This window comes from Bacteroidota bacterium (genome assembly GCA_005882315.1).
Lineage (GTDB): Bacteria > Bacteroidota > Bacteroidia > Chitinophagales > Chitinophagaceae > VBAR01.
The window spans coordinates 2,658,234-2,678,184 of the sequence record VBAR01000001.1; the positions used below are offsets into that span (position 1 = coordinate 2,658,234).

At 39.1% G+C, this 19,951-nt stretch carries 12 protein-coding genes and 1 pseudogene; 1 reads left to right on the top strand and 12 read right to left on the bottom strand.

The genetic code is table 11. The features are described from left to right. The first annotated feature begins 18 nt into the window (after window positions 1-18). Window positions 19-1,014: an SMP-30/gluconolactonase/LRE family protein gene (locus tag E6H07_11020; GenBank protein TMI66396.1), complete on the top strand. Its 996-nt coding sequence runs from the start codon at window positions 19-21 to the stop codon at window positions 1,012-1,014. Between the two features lie 30 nt (window positions 1,015-1,044). Here E6H07_11020 and E6H07_11025 read toward each other — a convergent pair whose 3' ends face one another. The 12 genes and pseudogenes from E6H07_11025 to E6H07_11080 all read right to left on the bottom strand — a co-directional run bounded on the left by E6H07_11025 (window position 1,045) and on the right by E6H07_11080 (window position 19,946). Beyond that, window positions 1,045-2,463: a sialate O-acetylesterase gene (locus E6H07_11025; GenBank protein TMI66397.1), complete on the bottom strand. Its 1,419-nt coding sequence runs from the start codon at window positions 2,461-2,463 to the stop codon at window positions 1,045-1,047. Between the two features lie 138 nt (window positions 2,464-2,601). Further along, window positions 2,602-3,567, bottom strand: a complete 966-nt coding sequence (locus E6H07_11030; GenBank protein TMI66398.1) for a peptidase — start codon at window positions 3,565-3,567, stop codon at window positions 2,602-2,604. A 73-nt stretch (window positions 3,568-3,640) separates the two neighbouring features. Next, window positions 3,641-5,785 (bottom strand): alpha-N-arabinofuranosidase, encoded by a 2,145-nt coding sequence (locus E6H07_11035; protein ID TMI66399.1) that lies wholly within the window; start codon window positions 5,783-5,785, stop codon window positions 3,641-3,643. A gap of 112 nt (window positions 5,786-5,897) precedes the next feature. Continuing rightward, on the bottom strand, window positions 5,898-7,547 hold the full coding sequence (locus E6H07_11040) for a hypothetical protein (GenBank protein ID TMI66400.1): 1,650 nt from the start codon (window positions 7,545-7,547) through the stop codon (window positions 5,898-5,900). A gap of 72 nt (window positions 7,548-7,619) precedes the next feature. Beyond that, complete coding sequence (locus E6H07_11045) at window positions 7,620-8,126, bottom strand: hypothetical protein (protein ID TMI66401.1); 507 nt, start codon at window positions 8,124-8,126, stop codon at window positions 7,620-7,622. 236 nt (window positions 8,127-8,362) lie between these two features. Continuing rightward, the gene (locus tag E6H07_11050; protein ID TMI66402.1) at window positions 8,363-9,577 is read right to left on the bottom strand and encodes a cupin domain-containing protein; all 1,215 of its coding nucleotides are present in this window, start codon (window positions 9,575-9,577) and stop codon (window positions 8,363-8,365) included. A gap of 75 nt (window positions 9,578-9,652) precedes the next feature. Beyond that, entirely contained in the window at window positions 9,653-11,899 is a 2,247-nt protein-coding gene (locus E6H07_11055; GenBank protein ID TMI66403.1) for a quinoprotein glucose dehydrogenase, read from the bottom strand. A 151-nt stretch (window positions 11,900-12,050) separates the two neighbouring features. Next, entirely contained in the window at window positions 12,051-14,717 is a 2,667-nt protein-coding gene (locus tag E6H07_11060; GenBank protein TMI66404.1) for a cytochrome C, read from the bottom strand. 20 nt (window positions 14,718-14,737) lie between these two features. After that, window positions 14,738-15,508, bottom strand: a complete 771-nt coding sequence (locus E6H07_11065) for a ThuA domain-containing protein (protein ID TMI66405.1) — start codon at window positions 15,506-15,508, stop codon at window positions 14,738-14,740. Window positions 15,509-15,617: 109 nt separating this feature from the next. Beyond that, on the bottom strand, window positions 15,618-17,543 hold the full coding sequence (locus tag E6H07_11070) for an esterase (protein ID TMI66406.1): 1,926 nt from the start codon (window positions 17,541-17,543) through the stop codon (window positions 15,618-15,620). 614 nt (window positions 17,544-18,157) lie between these two features. Beyond that, window positions 18,158-18,841, bottom strand: a pseudogene (locus tag E6H07_11075) (esterase). Window positions 18,842-18,866: 25 nt separating this feature from the next. Beyond that, window positions 18,867-19,946, bottom strand: a complete 1,080-nt coding sequence (locus E6H07_11080; GenBank protein TMI66407.1) for an esterase — start codon at window positions 19,944-19,946, stop codon at window positions 18,867-18,869. Window positions 19,947-19,951 lie beyond the last annotated feature (5 nt).

Sequence of the window (19,951 nt, forward strand, 5' to 3'; positions counted from 1 at the left end):
ATAATATAAACAGGCAATATGAAAAAAATTACGACTCTCATTTTATTAGTTTCTGTATTTTTTTCCGGGCACACACAGGAAAACAAACCCGGAACAGGAACTATTGAATTTATTTCAACCAAACTTTCCAAGCTTATAAACAAAGATGCGAAGATCGAAATAGTTGCGGAAGGCTTTCAGTTTACTGAGGGACCATTATGGATTGAGAAAGAGAAAATGCTTTTGCTGTCCGATGTTCCCGGCAATACTATTTATAAATGGACAGAAGCAAATGGTAAAGAAGTTTATGTGAAACCCGGTGGTTATACAGATACTGCAAAGCGTGGCGGGTTTATGGGCCCGGATGCACTTGCTCTTTCTAAGGATGGAAAATTATTGGTGTGCCAGCATGGCGACAGAAGAATTGCAATAATGGATGCGCCACTCAATGCGCCGCAATCAAAATTTATTACAGCAGTGGGAAAGTATGATGGTAAAAGATTAAATAGTCCTAATGATCTTTTTCTTACTGCCAGCGGCGATCTTTATTTTACTGATCCATCCTATGGCCTTGAAAGAGGAGCAAGAGATCCAAAAAAAGAAATTCCTTACCAGGGTGTTTATAAGATGGATAAAGATGGAAAGATTACACTGCTAATCGATTCTTTAGAGTCGCCAAATGGTATTGGTATTTTACCTGGTGGTAAAACACTATTAGTATCAAATACAGAAGGAAGACAAAGAGGTTGGTATGCCTATGATATTTCAAATGATGGGTCATTAGCGAATGGCAGAACTTTCTATAACCCGGGAACTGAGAAAGGTATGGGTGGTTGTGATGGTTTTAAAATAGATAAGAAAGGAAATGTATTTGCAACAGGACCAGGTGGTATCTGGATCTTTACTAAAACTGGGGAACTGATTGGCAAGATAAAAATTAATGGAACAAGCGTTGCCAATTGTGCTTTATCTCCTGATGGCAAAACAATTTATCTTACTGCCACCAAATATTTGTTGAGAGTGAAGATGCGATAAACAACTTGTTGCAAGCAGCGAAAATGTAATTTATTGTTTCGCAGGCACCACCTCCCAGTTATCTGTCCTGAAAGGTATAAGAGGCAATCCTTCTTTATTAAATACATTTGACATGCCTGTGTTGCTGAATGAAAACCGGACGGCAACAGGATTGCTGATCCGTTTATTGGAAACAACGATTCTATCCTTTTCTATTTTAACTTCAGCAGGCAAAAAGTTTTGATCAGTTCCTGCGATGAGAAATTCAGTGGGTGTTCCGTCACCTTTTACCATGAAGCCGTTAGGAGCATTATCAAAATACAGGTTGATCTTTGCTTTGCTTGCATCCATTCTTTTAAACTTCGGGTTTAAATAAACAGGTGCCGGAATGTTTTGTTTATACGTTTCAGCTAAAGCAATATTTGCCAGTCGTAAGCCTACATCTAATTTATTTTTTGGATGCTGGTCTTTTACATTGTCAACAAGATCGGTGATGACCACCATACCTGTCTTTGGATATGATAGCGAACGGGTTTGTTGTTCCATCAGCAACGCTCCTTCAAATGTGTATTCATATGTGTACGGTGCTATCTGCACATAATAGAAAGGAAAATCCTGTTCAAATTGTTTGCGCCATGCACCGATCATGCCGGTAAACATTTTTTCATAGGTGCTGGCCCGTGCAGTATTCCCTTCGCCCTGGTACCAGATAACACCTGCAATAGTATAATTTGAAATGGGATAAATCATTGCATTGTAAATAAGTCCCGGAGTATTCGGCCTGTATGTAACATTTCTTATTTTTGTAGCAGCTTCTTTCATGGCCGGGTCGCTGTTAAGTACTTCAACAGGTTCCCATAATTCAACCGGTGTACCACTCCATGCCGACTGTATAAGACCGATGGGAACATTATTAAGTTCCTGATGCAGTTTTTTTCCGAAGAAATAACCGGCAGCACTAAAGCGACGTAGTGTCTCTTCATTACAAGAGACCCATTGCCCTTCGGCATGATCTTGTGGATATTCAGCAGTTTTTTTGGCAACAGTGAAGAACCGTATCTTATCATTATTGCTTTTTGTGCCTTCTTCTTTTATATGTTGTGTGTTGCTCATTTCCATATTTGACTGCCCGGAGCATATCCATACTTCACCGATCAAAATATTTTCCAAAACGATGGTGTTGATCCTGCTTTTGATAGTAATAGTATATGGTCCACCTGCAGAAGGGGTGCTGATCTTTGCTTTCCATTTTCCGCTATTAGGGGCCTGTACAGAATCAACAGTTGTTTTCCAGGAACAGGTAATGGTAAAACGTTCGCTGGGGTCTGACCACCCCCATAGAGTAGCTTGTGAATTTTGCTGTAACACCATGTTGCTGCTCATGACAGGCGGCAGCCGGATAATGGCAAACAATTTTGAAAAAAATGAAACATAAATAAAGCAATAACAAAGAAGAAACAGTTTTTTCATATTGAAAGTTTATGAATTTTAAATTTACAGTTTACGACACTAAAAATTTTCTTTTCTCCTGTTCGAAAATTAATCATTCTTATGATGGTGGTCTGTTCGCAGAATAGATACACAAATCCATTAATGACAATGATAGCATTATTCGTGTTTCTGTTCTATGTATTCTAATGCCTGCTTGCTCAACATATCATGTCCGCCTTCAAAAATAGTAAGCATAACATTTTTTGACGATTTCTGATAATAGATCAGCTTACCGCCAATTTTTTTAGTTGTATCTGATACCCGGAATGTCTGTGTGTCAACCATTCTTTTTTCATCTTCTTTACTTACATATTTTGAAACATCTTTTTCCTTATAATCAGCGATAATTTTGTTGTAGAAACTGATAGATTGTGAAATAGGAACAACACCAATGTTGTGTCCATCATGAATACCGGCGAATATCTGTAACGTACTTTTTTTTCTTTTTTTAACCGGAGTTGTCCAAACAAGTGGAGAACGTTCTATCGCTTTTAGCGAATCAAAGTTGTTCCCAGCTCCTATACAGCTAATGATCTCCCTTGGATATTTATTTTTCCTTTCAACAGATTGTTTATACCATGCCGCCAGGTCAGATATAGAAGCCCACGCAGAAAAAGCTTTAATAGTATGACGGGATTTCATATACATAGACAAGGTTGCATATCCCCCTCCGCTATATCCAATTATGTAAATTTGCTTTTTGTCAACATTCATATTTTTTAATGCCCAATCAATACATTCGTCTATATCGGCAATTACAAATTCACTGCAACAAGCTTTTGGATGGTTGTTTACACCACGGAAATTCGGAAATACATAATTATAGTTTTTAGTTTTTGCGATAACATCAAGATCAAGTGTTTTCAGAGAATCAGCGGGGTAGCTCCAGGAATGGAGCTGTACAATCAAAGGTTTCGACTTTTTATCTGTGGATTTATAATAATAAAAAACCTGGGTATTCCCATCCAGCGTAGACTTAATGCTGTCCTTATTCAAAAAAGCTTCCTGATTATTCTGGGTAGCGCTTCGCCCGATAGACAGATAACTGAATATCCAAAATAGGGGTGTCAGGAAAAATTTCATAAATAATGAAGTTGTTTTTAAAAAAATTATATTTTATGATAGATACAATGAATATTGAGATTTGATCTTTTTACTACTTGCTGGTTTGTAATTGATATATGCTTACCGAGTAAGGATCAAGTGTCCTTGTAAAAGTTGAAGCCACGACTTTTATTTTTGAAGTTGTCGGTATGATCTTTTCAGGATCAGTAATTGTATTAGTATCCTCCGGTTTATCACCTTTGATAACAATTAATGTCGCATCAGGTAATATTTTACCAACGCCTTTTAAGCTTACTTCGAGTGATTGCTGTTTGCCAATTGTATTTACAACTTTAAGATAAATAACTCCTGTTTTTTCATCCTTTGTAGCAGAATAAAAAACAGTAGGAACTTGCGGCGCTATTGTTATACCATCAGTACTATCTCTCCGGGTAAGTGGTCTGGGTTGTGTGGGAATATTTTTTGCGGTCGTGTTTACTATCATGTTGCCTAAATAATTCCCAAATAATTTTTGTACGTAATAAGCAGGCGATCCGTAACTGCTCAATGCATTGTAACCAATCAGGTCAGAATCCCACTGCCATGCTTTGGGAGCAGTGGCAGTAGCGGTATTTACATTCACAAACAACGGAGCATAGCAAGACATGATAATAAGATCTGAATTACGTTCCATACCAGTCATCCAGGCGGCATCACCCAAAGCAGCATTCAAATTAGTAGTTGGTGCGCCTTCACGGGTGGCCCATTCTCCAACAAATATTTTAGCGCCTTTGCGATCATACTTATCATATTGCGAAGCATTTTCCCACATGGCCCATGAGTTGCGGTAATAATGTTCATCAAGTACAGCAGGTTTTTTCCCTGACTTTACTTTCAGATCGGGATATTGTGCATCAGCGATCGTTGAAATGCAAATCAACTGAGGATATTTTTTTTCTATAGCTTCTCTGAATTGTGTGAACCTTCCATCATAGCTGCCTGATCTGTCAAACCAATCTTCATTGCCGATCTCTATATAGGTTAGCTTAAATGGTTTTGGGTGACCATCCGCTGCACGTTTAGCTCCCCAGTAAGTTTTTACATCTCCTATTGCATACTCAATTTCATCTAATGCATCATCTACATAAGGTTTTAAAAGCGGGCCTGCATCAACATGATCACCATTTAATGAATAACCAGCATATACTCCTAACACTGCTTCCCCTCCAATATCTTCACACCATTTTAAAAACTCGAAGTATCCCAAACCATCAGATGCACGATAACCCCACGACCCTTTATGACCCGCTCTGTTTTCGATTGGGCCTAAAGTTTCTTTCCATGGAAAAGCATCTGTGATCAATGGCCCTTCCAGGTAGTTACCACCTGGGAAGCGTAAGAATTTAGGTTTCATATCAACCATCATTTGCATAATGTCTGGTCTGAAACCATTGGGTGAGTTCTTATATGTTGGAGGAAATAATGAAACAAGATTAAAATAATATAAACCTGTGCGGGTAGTTGAAATAACAAACCGTGCATCGGTTGTTGGTTTTACATTAGCAGCGGTAGTTAATATCAGTTCATATTTTTTCCAGAATGTGCTTTTTGCCAAATCAATTGTGCCGGATGCATAAACTATTTTACCATCATTACTTTCAATCGTTACTGTAATCGGGCCGGCTGTATTATCATCAATGACAGGGGCAGTTGGCTGTGCAGGTTGTTGTGAACCCGGACGCCGAAATGGTTGAATACTTCCTGTACCTTTTATATAGAATGATGCTTTATAAGTAGTATTAGGTTTTACAGGTATTCCCCAATAACCTTCATTTGCAATGCCCACTCTGCTCCCTGCTTTTTCTACGGTAAGCCGTAAGCAACTTTGCAGTGCACGGTTGATCGCATGACGCCGTTCATCAAAAGGAACATTGTCCTGTGTTGCTGCAATGATTTTCATTGTTGCTTTTGAACTGTTGGTATCTTCCTGTATAAGGCTCCATCCTTCAGGTTTGAGTGGATTGTCTTTAAATATTCTATTGCGTATCAATTCCGCATACAGACCACCGTCATAGGAATGATTAATTTCCTCTGTCATTAACCCGTAAAGCATGGGACTTACTTTCGCACCAGGTTTTGTTAAGTCCAAAGTTAATGAGGTAGTTTGGGCATTTGCAGAAGGAACTATAAAGCTCCATAAACCAAACCCCAGGAAACTTATTTTTAGAAGCCGGTTTTTTAGCTTGCTCTTTTTCATTTGTCCAGTGTATTTATAGTTGTTGATTGTATCCATTAATAATTATATCTGTTCTTGCTAAAACTGGTTATGTAAAATTGATATATTGTTTTTTTGAATTGTCAACAATAATTTATTCAACTTCTTCTTTTACATTGGTTATATTTTTTACTGCTTGCACTCCAAGTCTTTCTTTAAGCTGTGTCAGGTATAAACTACGGGGTGTTACATGCTTGTCCATCGATTCTACATGACCATTCGGTTTGGTAAGATCCTGCAAACCCGAATTAAATATTACTGCATTAATACCTATATGACCAAAAGAATAGTTTTGAGCAGTAGGAGGTTGTTGAACTAAAAAATCTCCTTCGCAATTCCAGAAAACAATATTTGCTCCAGCCCAGCCAATAATGTAATCCCAATACCTGGCCGTAAGCGGTGCTTTTACATTATCATACAAACTACCATTTACCCAATGATTATGCGGCTCACTGCTCGAATAAGGATTTATAGCAGTGCAATTGAGATAAACATTGCCGCTTGCTTCTGACTGCTGCTGTACAAACGAGTGTCTTCCTTTTTGCGATACACAACGCTGTACCAGGCAAAACTGTCCATTCATGTGGAAAATAAAACGCCTTCCACCCCATCTCTGAGAAACAGGTTCTCTTGATTCACAATCCTGAACTGTTACCCATTTAGAACCTGCATTCACCTGTACCACGCTGCTCATAAAATGCATAGCAGACATATTCCTTACCCATGCATTTTTTGTATTGGTAATATTGATAAAGTTTGAATAATGATTTTCATCGGAATAATATTCCTCCCCCTTATACCGGTATTTAGCATCCAGTTTATCGCGGTCCATATTACCATACTCTGTTGTGCGTACTGTGGGATCATATTCTGATATACCCCGAAGATTTTCTACACCAACATTCTCAATCCGCGGGTCATTATATTTAAATACAAATCCGCCGCCCCATTGTGTTTCAATGGCACAGAAGATGGGTGCATCAATAGTTACCGTATTCCCTTTAATATCTGTAATGATTCTGTCGTAATTAATATCAAATGGACGCCACCTGTTACGGCCAACAGTTGTACTGTCTTCTCCCAACTCCTTTATCCAATCCTCATTGCCAATACGGCGAACCATCACTTTATCTCCAACCTTAAAAGCTTTTGCTGACGTAACATTGAAACTTTTTGCACCAACCGGCACATACTTATCGGTGATTGTTTGTTTTGTTTCTTCCGAAACTTTAACCGCCGAGTCACCTGCAATATTTATCAATGCTGGTCTTCCGCCACGACCAGGACCTTGTGCCGGTTGTTGTTTAGGCGTTTTGCCAAATAATATTGTACCAACATCACTCATACCTTCACCACGCAGCACCACACCAGAAGCTTTTATATAAAGTGGTTTATCTAATTGGTAAAAACCCATTTTCAGCAATATTGCACCTCTGAATCCATATGCATCAAACGATAAAGCAGATACACTATCAATTGCTTTTTGTATTTTATCTGAATTATCTCCGGCAACCGGCCATACCGTTGCTTTTACCGGTACATAAGGTATAGAAACTCCACCGCCTTTGTATCCTGCATTTGAAAAGTCAGGTATCCTGTTGCCGAGACTGTCAGCAACGTAAACCAGTTTACCATCAATACCCGGATATACCAGAGATGTTGTTGGTGGAATATCCTGCGCATCGCTTACATAAACATTCATGAAGAATATCATCGAAGCAATTGAATGGATTTTACTTCTCATAGCTGGTTTTTAAGTTTATATTCATTTACCGGCAATCAAGTCGATGTTGAACAGGATTTTTCTTCCCACTTTCTATTTTTTATAAATAGCTTTTGTAGTGCTTTCGCCACGGGGCGAATTGGAATGAGCGACAACAGAAAGTAAGCCGTCTTTTGTCAACGTCCAGGTTTCTGTAGATTTAAATTCACTGGTTTGTCCGTCTCTTTCAAAAGTAGTCGTGGTATTGACTGTAAGTGTCGAACCGTCATCAGACCAACTAGCTGTTGATTTTCTTTTTGAACCGCCAAAGCCTTCAGACTCGGTTACTTTGCCATCATAGGTCAATGTAACAGTAGTAGTAACAGGGTCGCCACCGTTAAAACCAGGAGTTGTTTTTGAGATTGTAATAGCATTATCTTTTTGTTCTGCCTTGACCGACCGGGCCACACGGGCGCCGAATTCACCGAGCTCACTTTTTGATTCATCTAATTTCCAATCACCGGAAAAATTAACACGTTCAGCAAGGGTGGTAAAAGAGAAAAGAACTACAGAGGGGATCAATAATGCGTATAGCATTTTTTTAAAAGAAAACTTTTTCATATAACAAAATTTTAAGTATTAAAAAATAAGAGCTTGAGTTAACCATTTTTATAACAGCATGCTGATTACACTCAGCAGGAACTGCAAAGAAGATAACTGTTAAGAGATTCTCCCCGAACTGTATCAAAATTTATTTTAAAAGCTTTGGCATCTTTATCATTATTATTAAAGCATCTCAGATCAATCGCTGTTGCCCACATTAATTACCGATCACGACAACCTGCTTAAAGTTTTTATCACTGGTTATCATCACCCATAACATCATAGCCACGCCATTTGAATTCTTTTACAAGTGCGGCTGCCGCAGGCCATGCAATCTTGTGCTGTGGGCTCGCCACCCAATTTCTTCTGTCTTCTTCAGTAGCAAAAGAAATTTGTATCGAGTAATTATAATTTGTTGGTTCGGCCTGTATTTCTTTACTGATGTTTTCCGGAAAGAGGCGCAATAACTTTGAACCAACATAACCTTTTTGTACTATCATGGCAGGCACATAAATAGAGTGATACATTTTTTCAAAAGCATCACTGTTTTCTTTGGGTACAACAAAATCCATTTGCAATAGTATTGCCTTAGGTTTGGCAAGCTGTTTCAGGTTGTCAGGATTTTTCTGTTGTTTAGAAACCGCAATACCAATCACCAGCAATTCAAGTTCTTCTTTTCCGGTGTTAGTAAAATTCAGTTTCTCGCCCAGCAATCCATAAAAAGCATCATCTGTTTTTATTGTTGCAGTATCTGTATTAATGCCAATGATACCCGAACCTTTAATTACATAATACACTTCTTCAAATCCTTCAAGCTGTCTTGGGCCTGCAATACTACCTGCTGGTATTGTTAAGTGATCAACATGATCCCAACTCGTTGAAAAAACATCAGGTCCTAGTATGCGGCGATACAGGATGCCATTGCCGGGGTAAGTATTATTATTGGGTTTTAGTAATTCTTTTTTCAGTTGACTGGAAGCAAATTGCGGAATGGGATCCAGCTTGGCGCCAACACGATCATCACCTAAATCAAAATTATCTCCGCGTCCTTTTGTAGTACTCACAGCAAAATTCATCCAGCGAAGAGAAGTCTTACCTGGATTATAAATTCCATGAGAGTTGCCCATTTTGCAGGGTACCAAAGCCGGTCCTTTTATTTTGGAAGTACGTCCATTGATAGTAAACTCCGCTTCGCCATCAAGTATAACAAACATTTCTTCAATGGTATGATGAAAATGGTGTCCGATACCCGATTTAGCATTGATAGATCCGGTGTGCAGGTAAAGGAAGTTGGTGGATAATTCAGTGCGGCCGATCAGTTGGGTGAATCCCATTTTCCCGGCCCCGGCATGCACAGCAGACAGTTCTCTGTACTTTGACGGATCGTTATGCATTACACGTTTACTTAAAGATTGCGCTGAGGAAGATATTGTAATAATTACTGTCAATAGTAAAAGCAAGCGGTTCATAATTTTCAGTTTTGGTTATCTATAAAACAATTAAGACATTTAATAAAATATCCTGGTACAATATATTTTTATCATTTACTGCGCTGGAAGCGCATATACAACATATCCCCGTGGCAATGCCCCGGGATCTTTGGAATGATCATAACTATCCCTTGTAAAATTGTTGGTAGCATTAACTACCAGGTATTGCTTGCCGTTTAATTCATACATCACCGGCTGGGCATTAGACTCATAACTAAGCGTCGTTTCCCACAGGAGTTTACCACTATCTGAATCGTATGCATATAATTTTCCTCCCTTGCCGGTACAGAATAGAACTCCTGTAGAAGTAACCACGATTCCTTTTCTTTGCGAACCGTTTACAGCACCGGTACTTTTATCACCTGCCTTTGATGTTTTAGCATCTTCACCCAATGGTTGTTTCCATTTAACAGTGCCCGTATTAAGATCATACGCCATAACCCATGCCCATGTGGGACCTAATAGATCAGGCCATGCAGTACCATAATCTGTTGAATAACGATTTTTAGGACGAGCTACCCCAACAGGGTATTCAGACATTGGCGGAACAGGTTTCACATCAGGTTTTACCGTTGCACCTCCTGAAGCTACTACCGGACCTTCGGGCATTTTAGTTTCTGTATTTCTTCTTGGCCCGCCACCAAATCTCGATATTGTACCTCCTAAGTAACGGTATATAGCTGTTATTCTTTGTTCATCAACATGAGGAAAACCGGGCATTTGACCGCGGCCCACATTTATTAAAGTTTTAAAATCATCAAAGGTGATACGCTGTCCTGCATTAATGATCGAAGGCGCTATACCTCTTCCTGTCATATTATCTCCATGACAGGACTTGCAGCTGGTACTATATAATGTTTGCACTTTTTGTTTATCATCTGCAGACATTAATTCCCGCGGAGATTTTATTCTTTCGAGTTTATAAACCGAAACATATTCCTGTGTCAATATATATAGCATTCCTTTGCCGGGATCAGAAGCCGTATTGCCAAAGTTCACACCACCCAGTGCACCTGGTAACATGATCGTTTCATATTTATCGGATGGCGGAACAAATAATCCTGATTTAGCGGAGTCGATCCTTTTGTACCATTTTTTCTTTTCATCTTCAGAATAAAAAGGATTGATCATGTCTTTTGTCACTTCGTGTCTTGTAAAGCTGGGTACAACGGTTGGAATAGGTTGTGTAGGCCATGATTTTTCGCCGGGCATCTTGCTCGCTGGAAAAGGTTTTTCTTCAATAGGGAAAATAGGTTTTCCTGTTACACGATCGAATACAAATACGAAACCATGTTTGGTAGCTATAGCTACAGCATCAATTTGTTTACCATTGCGGTTTACAGTTAATAATTGCGGAGCAGAAGCAAGATCATAATCCCACAAATCATGATGCACAGTCTGGAAATGCCAGATGCGTTTACCTGTACGGACATTTATTGCTACGAGACAATTACCAAAGAGATTGCTTCCAAGACGGTCTGCACCATAAAAATCAAATGTTGGTGAGCCAAGAGGTAAGTAGGCAATGCCTCTTTTGACATCTACCGATATTTCACTCCATACATTTGTGCCGCCTACATATTTATATGCATCTTTTGGCCAGGTATTGTAACCAAATTCTCCGGGATGAGGAATCGTATGGAATGTCCAAACCCTTTTGCCTGTAACAATGTTATAGGCTCTTATGTGTCCGGGAGGAGAAAAATATCCTTCACCCGGTGCAGATCCCATAATTATTAAATCTTCGAATATTACTCCCGGCATCATAGATTGCATTCTCCGGATAGATGAAACGGGACGGTCGAGCCCTTCTCTCATATCCACATACCCATTCTTACCAAAGGTCGTAATTGATTTTCCTGTCAGTGCATCTATCGCCTGCAATGTATTGTTGAGTGTAAAAACCAAGCGTCTGTCTTTTCTGTCTTTACTTTCCCAATAGTTAATTCCTCTCCGGGTCAGTCCCTGCAGGTTGGCATGTATCCATATCTCTTTACCTGTTTGTGCATTGACAGCAACAAGGGAATAATTTTTTGCCATCACATACATAATTGTATCTACAAGGATAGGACTGAAAAAATTAAAAACAGAATCCATAGTAGGATAAACCCAGGCTACCTGCATCTGGTTCACATTTTCTTTGGTAATCTGGGACGCATTAAAATACTTTGACTGATCCGGGCTGCCTCCATAATGTGTCCAGCTTTTGTGTTCATTATCCGGCAAGAAATCATTAATGGTTGCATAGGCAAAGCAACAAAATACAAGAATGGCTACGGTAATTTTGGTTCTTTGTTTCATTTAGCAAGAATGTTTTATTGAACAATTTGTAATACGTTATGTATAGGATTTTTTTTAAAATAAATATTGATGATAAACGAAAATTAAAATATGATAATATTTTTCAACACGGTAAAACGTTTCAAGGTTTTATATTTTGGTTCATAAAAAATTACTTTTTTTTCTCCAGCGACTTAATCCATTCGGCAATTTGAGTTAGCTCACTTTTTGGTACGTGTAACATCGGCGGCATTTTTGTAGCATACCCGGACCAGTTGGCCGGGTTAGGCTTTTGAATGAGCTGCACAATTTGTGCTACAGAATATTTCTTTGTTGCTATTTCCATATATGAAGGTCCAATCAGTTTGTTAACCGGATTATGACAAGTCAGGCAAGTATTTTTTTGTAACAATGGTTGTACCAGTGCATATGTTATTTTTTTAACTGCAGGTGTTGATTTAACAACCGGTTTTTTGTTTTTAGCTGTAGAGGCACTCTTTGATGCAGGAGTAGTATTATTAGCAACGGTATCAATATTTGCCTTAACAATTGAAGGTGCCGGAGTCCCCGTTTCCAATTCCTGCAATGTCCACAAGTTTATTCTTGATTCATTTTGTTTTCTTATTTTGGCAACTTCAGCAACGGAAACAAATGGCGATATGGTATCCGTTGGCCTGCGAAACCGACGTCCCGCATTTCCAAATTCATAGCGGATATAATTTACTACCGAAGCAACCCATTCATCTGAATTAGCGCCAAGCGATGGCATTACGGCAGGATACTCTTTTCCATCAACAGGCCCGGTTAAGCCATGTAATAATATTTTTACAAGAAGTGATTTATCTAAGTCCATTCTTTTTGATTCCGGAAGAGGTGGAGCAGCGAGGTTGGTAGTTCCTGCAACTACCACTCCCTTACCGCCAGGACCATGACAGGTAATACAAAGTGCATTGAAAACAGTTACACCTCCTAAAATAGATTTTCTCTCTTCAACAGGAATATTAGCCAATCTGCTTCCGTATGTTTTAATATCCGTATTTCGGTCCATGGATCTTTTAGCGGCTGCAAACATTTCATTGGAAGTATTTGCTTTCGACAATTCATATGCAAACGATGTATCGTTTTTCGGCCTGATGCTGTAAAATGTATAATACAATTGCAATCTTACATCATGCGATGGATCGTTTTTTAACCCGGAAACTTTAGTAATTATATCGCCATCATCTTTCTTAAGATAAGATTCGCTTATGATTACAGCTGCTTTTCTGATTTGCGGATGTTCATCTTTCAACGCAGTATATAGAATGTCACGATCTATTGCTTCCAAACCTTCCAGTGTCCATAATGCATGCAGACGGGCAAGTGGAGAAGGCTTTGCCGGTAAAGTAGCTTGTTCTCCATGAACAATTTGTTTTAATGCCGGTACTACAGATTTATCGTTTAGTAAAATGATCTGCTTTTGTGCATTGTCTCTCCACCATCCATTTGCATGATCCAGATAGGATACCAGTTTGCTTGCTGGTTCATCCAGCATTTTAGGTTTTTCTCCCTGCTTGTAGCCATCATATACCAGCCGGTAAATTCTTCCATGTCCTGTGTTTTTTGCCATTTCCATAGCATCAATTTTTTTTCGAAGAAATGATCCCGGTCTTGTCCAGTTACCCTGCTGAATAATGCCTCTATGCATATCAACAATGTAAAGATTTCCATCAGGCCCTGTATAAGAATTCACAGGTCGGAAATTCATATCAGTAGAGGCAATAAATTCCTGGCGGTAATATGCGTTCTGAACAGTTATCTTCCCTTTGAGATTAATCACTTTTGCACGACGGATAATCCTTCCAACCGGTTCACAAATAATATAATCACCCACCATGTTACCGGGTAATGTATTGCCCCGGTAAATAGATTGTCCGCAGGCTCCGGTAAAGTGATTCAATGTACTATCAGCCCGCAAACGCATCAAACCTCCCTGCACGTCGGGTGTTGAAATAATAGGCCACACCTCCTGGAAATCGTTATTGGCCTGGTCGGGCATATCAAGTGCTCCATAGGATGGATTCATTTGCACCCGTACCAATGGGCTTTCTGCACCGGCATTACTAAGAAATAAACGACCATAGTTATCGTGTGTTACTCCCCACTGGCCTCCGGGTCCTGAATAAATAGAATCAGCCAGCATCATACCATTCTTATAGCGGAAACGCACCGGGTCGTAGGTGATATAAATATTATTATCCAGGTTCCAATCAAGACCACTCCGTTGATGCTCCATATTAGCATCTGCCATCCGGTAATCATCTTTTTGAAATACGGTTCTTTTCTTGTCAGCTTTTCCATCACCGTCGGAATCTTTATATGCATTGATAGTAATGGTATTTGTTTCGTTAACAAGTAGCTCATGATTCACACATAGGATCATTCTTGGTAATAACAAACTATCGATAAACACCGAACTCTTGTCCATTTTACCATCATTATCTATATCCTCCAGCAATGATATCCGGCTAAAAGGCTTCTGTTCATTCGATGCATCAGCATCTAACATATACGTAAGCATTTCTGCTACATACATTCTTGCATTGCCATCCCATGCAATGGCAACAGGTTCTTTTATCATTGGTTCACTTGCCACCAGTTCCAGGTGATAGCCGGCAGGAAGATTAAAAGATTTTAAACTTTGTTCTGGATTCAGGTATTCAACAGAGGGAGTGGAATCAAATATGCGTGTAGGATAAGGGTTACCAACCTGCTTCCGAATGGTGCCTTTGGGTGCACTACAGTTATATATGATCACACATGATACGAGTAAACAGATAATGAAATACGCTTTTCTCATTGTAAAAAATAAATGGGTAATTACTTAACTGATGCAATCCGTTTTAATTCGGGATCAGCACCCATCGCATATTTGATGCCGCCTAATACATGTTGAAGGAACAATGGATCTTCCCATGATTTATTATCGTGGCCCAGGGCAGTATAAAAACCTCTTCCTCCATCAAACTCATGATACCAGGCCATTGGATGATCGTCACCATTACCGCCGCCGGAATAACTGCTTTCGTCAATAGTAATCAGGATTTTCAAATCGGTGCCGATCCACTTGAAATTATATAGTTCATCAGAACGCTTCCATACTTTTGGAAGGTGGGCCGTAGCAATATTATTTTCGTCCACGATATTGAAAACTGCTTCCTGTGGCCTTGGATGATTTTTAAAATAAGCACCGTTCAATTCGCCAAACCAGGCCCAATCATATTCAGTATCGGCTGCAGAATGTAATCCAAAATAACCACCTCCATTCCGGATAAACTTTTCAAATTCTTTTTGTTGCTCATCATTCAATACATTGCCTGTCGTGCACAGAAAAATCACAGCAGTATATTGCTTTAAATTTTCTGCAGTAAAGATGTCTGAACTTTCTGTAGTATCAACATCAAATTTATTTTTTTGTCCCAGCTCTATAATATATTTTTTTCCCGCCACAATGGATGAGGTATGGCGGTAGCCGGCGGTTTTACTGAATACTAAAATTTTCTTTTGTTTCTTTTTGAGAGAATAGCTGCTCATACTTATAACCAATGCACCCAACAAAAAGAGTAAAAGAGATAATCTGCTTGTTTTCATTTTCTGCGACTTTAAAAACATATAAAAAAAATCATAAAAGCTTGCTAAGACGATAAATGAATAAAAACCTTTTCCAACCAAGAGTTTATTTGAACAATTTTATACTACTCTATTTAAATAATACCTGTGCAAAATTGAAAAGATTGTTTCTCCAAACCGGCCAGGTATGTCCGCCCGGATATTCACTGTATTGATATTTAATTTTGAGTTCATCAAATTTCGAAAGCATGATTTTACAATTAGCATAAGCAATATCTTCTTTACCACCCATTGCAATCCAGAAGCTTTTTAAATTATTATTAATAGTTGATGCATTGTTTTTCATAAACTCATACTGAGGATTGGAAAGTGCCGGCTGGTTGGCCCACCAGCCTGAACTAAATACTCCGAGGTAAGCGAACATGTCTGTATTTCTTACACCTGCATGCAATGTTTGTAATCCACCCATTGATAAACCAGCTAGTGCAGTATTGCCACTTCCTTTTGCGATGCGGTAATTTTTTTCAACCGCTGGCATCACGGCTTCTTTTAATTCTCTTTCAAAAAGCTGTAATGATCTTTCACCAAAACCTGCTATACCCCCACCACTCAAATTGCCATCCATCATTACGACAAGCATGGGTTTTGCTTTTTGTGCTGCAATGAGATTATCGAGGATCAAATCAGTTTTTCCCTGTGTGGCCCATCCTCTTTCATCTTCACCACCACCATGTAAAATGTATAAAACAGGATAACTAGTATTAACAGCAGAATCGTATGCAGGTGGGGTGTAGATGTAAAACTGTCGCCATGAGTTAGTAACCCTTGAGAAATATTTTTTAATCCGGATATCACCATGCGGCACATTGCGCAGGGCATAATAAGCACCACCACTAAAAGGAATTTCAATTCCACTTGCCATTCTGCCCATGCCATAAAAAGATTCGCTGGCAGGATCTGCTACTGCCACACCATCTATTAATAAAGTATAATAATGAAAACCTTCACTGATGGAGTCAGTAGTTACTTTCCAAAAACCGGCTGTATCTTTTATAAGATCATATTTCTTGCCTAAATCTATTTGAACTCTTTTTGCTTCTGGTGCTTTGATATTAAAAATTACACGGCTGTCTGGTAAGATTTGCGGATAGGCTGCATTGCGAATATTGGAAGGGGCAGGAGCACCCGCCACCGGGTATTTTGAAAAAGTGGATATATCAACCGGTTTGAAAATTAATTGGGAAAACATAAACAACCCATTCTTCCAAACTTTAAAATCATGTACACCCGGTTCTATAAAATAAATATGCGGAACATTATTTTGTTGCAGGTAGTCATGTGTTCTTTTGCTGAAGGAAATCAATCCATCACTTGCGCCACAGGAAATGAAAAGCAGTTTAATTTTTTCTCTTGCCACTTCTGCATTTGGAACTAACTCCTGCGGCGGTTTTGTATTGGGGGCAGAAGAGAATCCACCTATCCATGCAAACTTATCAAGATTGCCCAGCCCAAAATTTAATGACTGTCCGCCACCCATTGATAAACCTGCAATGGCCCGGTGTTCTCTATCTGTAAATACTGAATATTTCTTTTCAATAAAGGGAATTAAATCATTTAGTAAATCTTTTTCAAAAGTTGCAAATGCCTGTACTTTATCGAGAGCCATAATATTCCCACCTGCACGGTCATTTTTCATTGCCCTGCCATTGGGTAACACCACAATCATTGGTTCTATTTTACCCTGCGCATATAAGTTGTCTAATATTACCTGTGGTTTTCCTCCGTTCAGCCATTCTTTCTCATCACCTCCAATGCCGTGCAAAAGGTATAGCACAGGATACTTATTCTTTTTTGAATACCCCGGCGGAGTATAAATCAATGTGCGTCGAATGGTATCAACTGTTTTGGATTTATAAATAATAGTATCAATATTTCCATGAGCAATACTATCACGCAATACATCAAAACCCGGTTGCCCGGGTTTTACAGGTTCCTGTGAATGAACGGATATATTTACCAGCAATACATTTGCCAAAGCAAATAGCAATTTTTTCATATTGACGATTTTATTTGCAATGCTGTGTTTTATTATTTAAAAAGAAGTGGTCCCATTTGATAAAGGCTACGACGCCATGTTTGAAACTCATGTGCGGTACCCGGAGAAACATAAGTAGCAACGTTATAACCAGCTGCTTTTAAATCAGCTTCAACCTTAGGCAAACCATTAGCACCATTTGTTTCCTTACTACCATAGCTAATAAAGATGTGTTTTGGCTTAGTTTTTCCCTGTAATTCAGTTGGGTTATAGTTACCACCACTTAATAATCCCCAGTAACCAAATACATCAGGTTTAGCTAATGTGATAGTATGTGTTTCAAATCCACCCATTGAAAGTCCTGCCATTGCACGATTATTTCTGTTAGCTATAGTGCGGAAATGTGCATCAACATAAGGTATTAATTCATCAAGCAAAACAGTCTGAAAAGCTCCGACACCTGTAGGTTCACCTGCAGTAACACCAAAAGTTACCACTCCGGCTGCACCCATACCACCACCAGGAGGAGGAGTAGGACGATTTACACTATCTGGACGAGTACCACCGGTTGGAGGGGTTGCATTTAGCGGAGTACCTGGTGGAGGGGTAGGACGACGTCCTATCGGAGCACCGGTATTAGTCATACCATAAGTCATTACAACAATAAAAGGTTTTATTCTGCCTTCCGCGATCATATTATCCATGATCAGGTTAGTCTTGCCTTGAACACCCCATGAAGTTTCATTTTCACCCCAACCATGTTGCAGGTACAATACAGGATATTTGGTTTTGCCTTTTTCATAACCCGGAGGCGTGTAAACAACTGCCATCTTTTGTAAGTTCGTGCTTTTTGAAGAAAAAATTATTTGTTGCATGTTTCCGTGCGGAACATCTTTCAATGCATAAAAATCCTGGTCTTTAGCAGGAATCTCTATGCCGCTTTCCCAGCGTTGTGATCCGTAGAAAAACCCTGTTCCCGGATCATTGACAGTAGCTCCATCTATATTAACACGATAGTAGTGAAATCCTTCATCCATTGGCCCTGCAGTAGTGCCAATAAAATAACCACTATCGGCTTTGGTAAGTTTTGTTCCTCCCTGGCCGCCAAGGCCAAGACTTACCCGAACACTATCAGCATTTGGCGCATGTATTCTGAATCTCGCATAGCCCTGCGAATTTACCTGTGGATATTTCTGAAACGGCTGGTTAAAGAGAGAAGGTTTGAAATCTTCTATTACAGCGGGCAGTGCTGTTTGAGAAAAACTGGTAAAACTTACCAGTGTTATAGCTAAAGCAATTGTTAAGGATTTAGTATTCATTTTTTTGTTTTGTATAGTTTAGAAGTTATTTGAACAATTCCTGTAAAGTTGTTGTGAGGTATGCTTTACAATTCATCCAGGTATGACCACCCGGAACAATGTAACTTTTTACATTCACTTTTTTTTCTTTAAACATGTCAAGGTTTTTCTTTACGCTTTCATATAAAAAATCTTCTGTCCCCACACTAATGGTAAACAACTTTAATTCTTTATTTATCTTCTCTGCATCTGGCGTCCAGTTGGTAAAATTTTTTTGAAATTCTTCCGTTGCTGTATAAGGTGCATAAGAACAGATATACCCGAACTTATCTGTATTTGTTAAACCGATATTCAACGTTTGCCCGCCACCTACAGAAAAGCCCGCCACTGCACGGTTTTTACTATCAGTTAATACAGGATAATTTGATTCAATAAAAGGAATGATATCATTGATTACATCTTTTGTAAAATCAGGCATTGGTTTGGGCCTTACATTTCCATAAGGCATTACAATAATCATGGGCACTGCTTTGTTCTGTGCAATTAAATTATCGGCTATGAAATTCGCTCTACCTACTTTAGTCCATGTTTCTTCTGTATCTGAACCACCATGAATAAGATAGAGTACCGGGTATTTTGTTTTGCTATTGGCAGTAAAACCCGGTGGTGTATAAACAAGTAGTTGACGTGTGCTACCTAATGTCGCAGATTTGTACCAGCGATAGCTGATTTTTCCATGCGGTACATTTTGCAATGAATGTATTAGAGGCTGGTTACCTGGAATATCTACAATGCTGCGTTTGAATCTTTCGTTGGCAAAAACATAGGTGTTGTTTGGGTCAGGTAATTCAACACTATCAACCATAAAACTGTAAGGGTAAATATCTGGTTTTACAGGCGGCACTGTTATGCTCCAAATACCGGATGTGTCTTTTGACATGGCCAGCGGGGATGTCAAAAATTCTCCCTTCACAATTACCCTTTGTGCAGTACGGGAATAATAACGGAATGTAATACTGTGATCAGGATTAACGTCAGGCGAACTAATAGCCGGAGGTCGTGGTTGGGCAGTGACGTTAAAACAAATGAAACTAAATACAGTTACTATATAAAGTGTTTTTCTCATTGTGC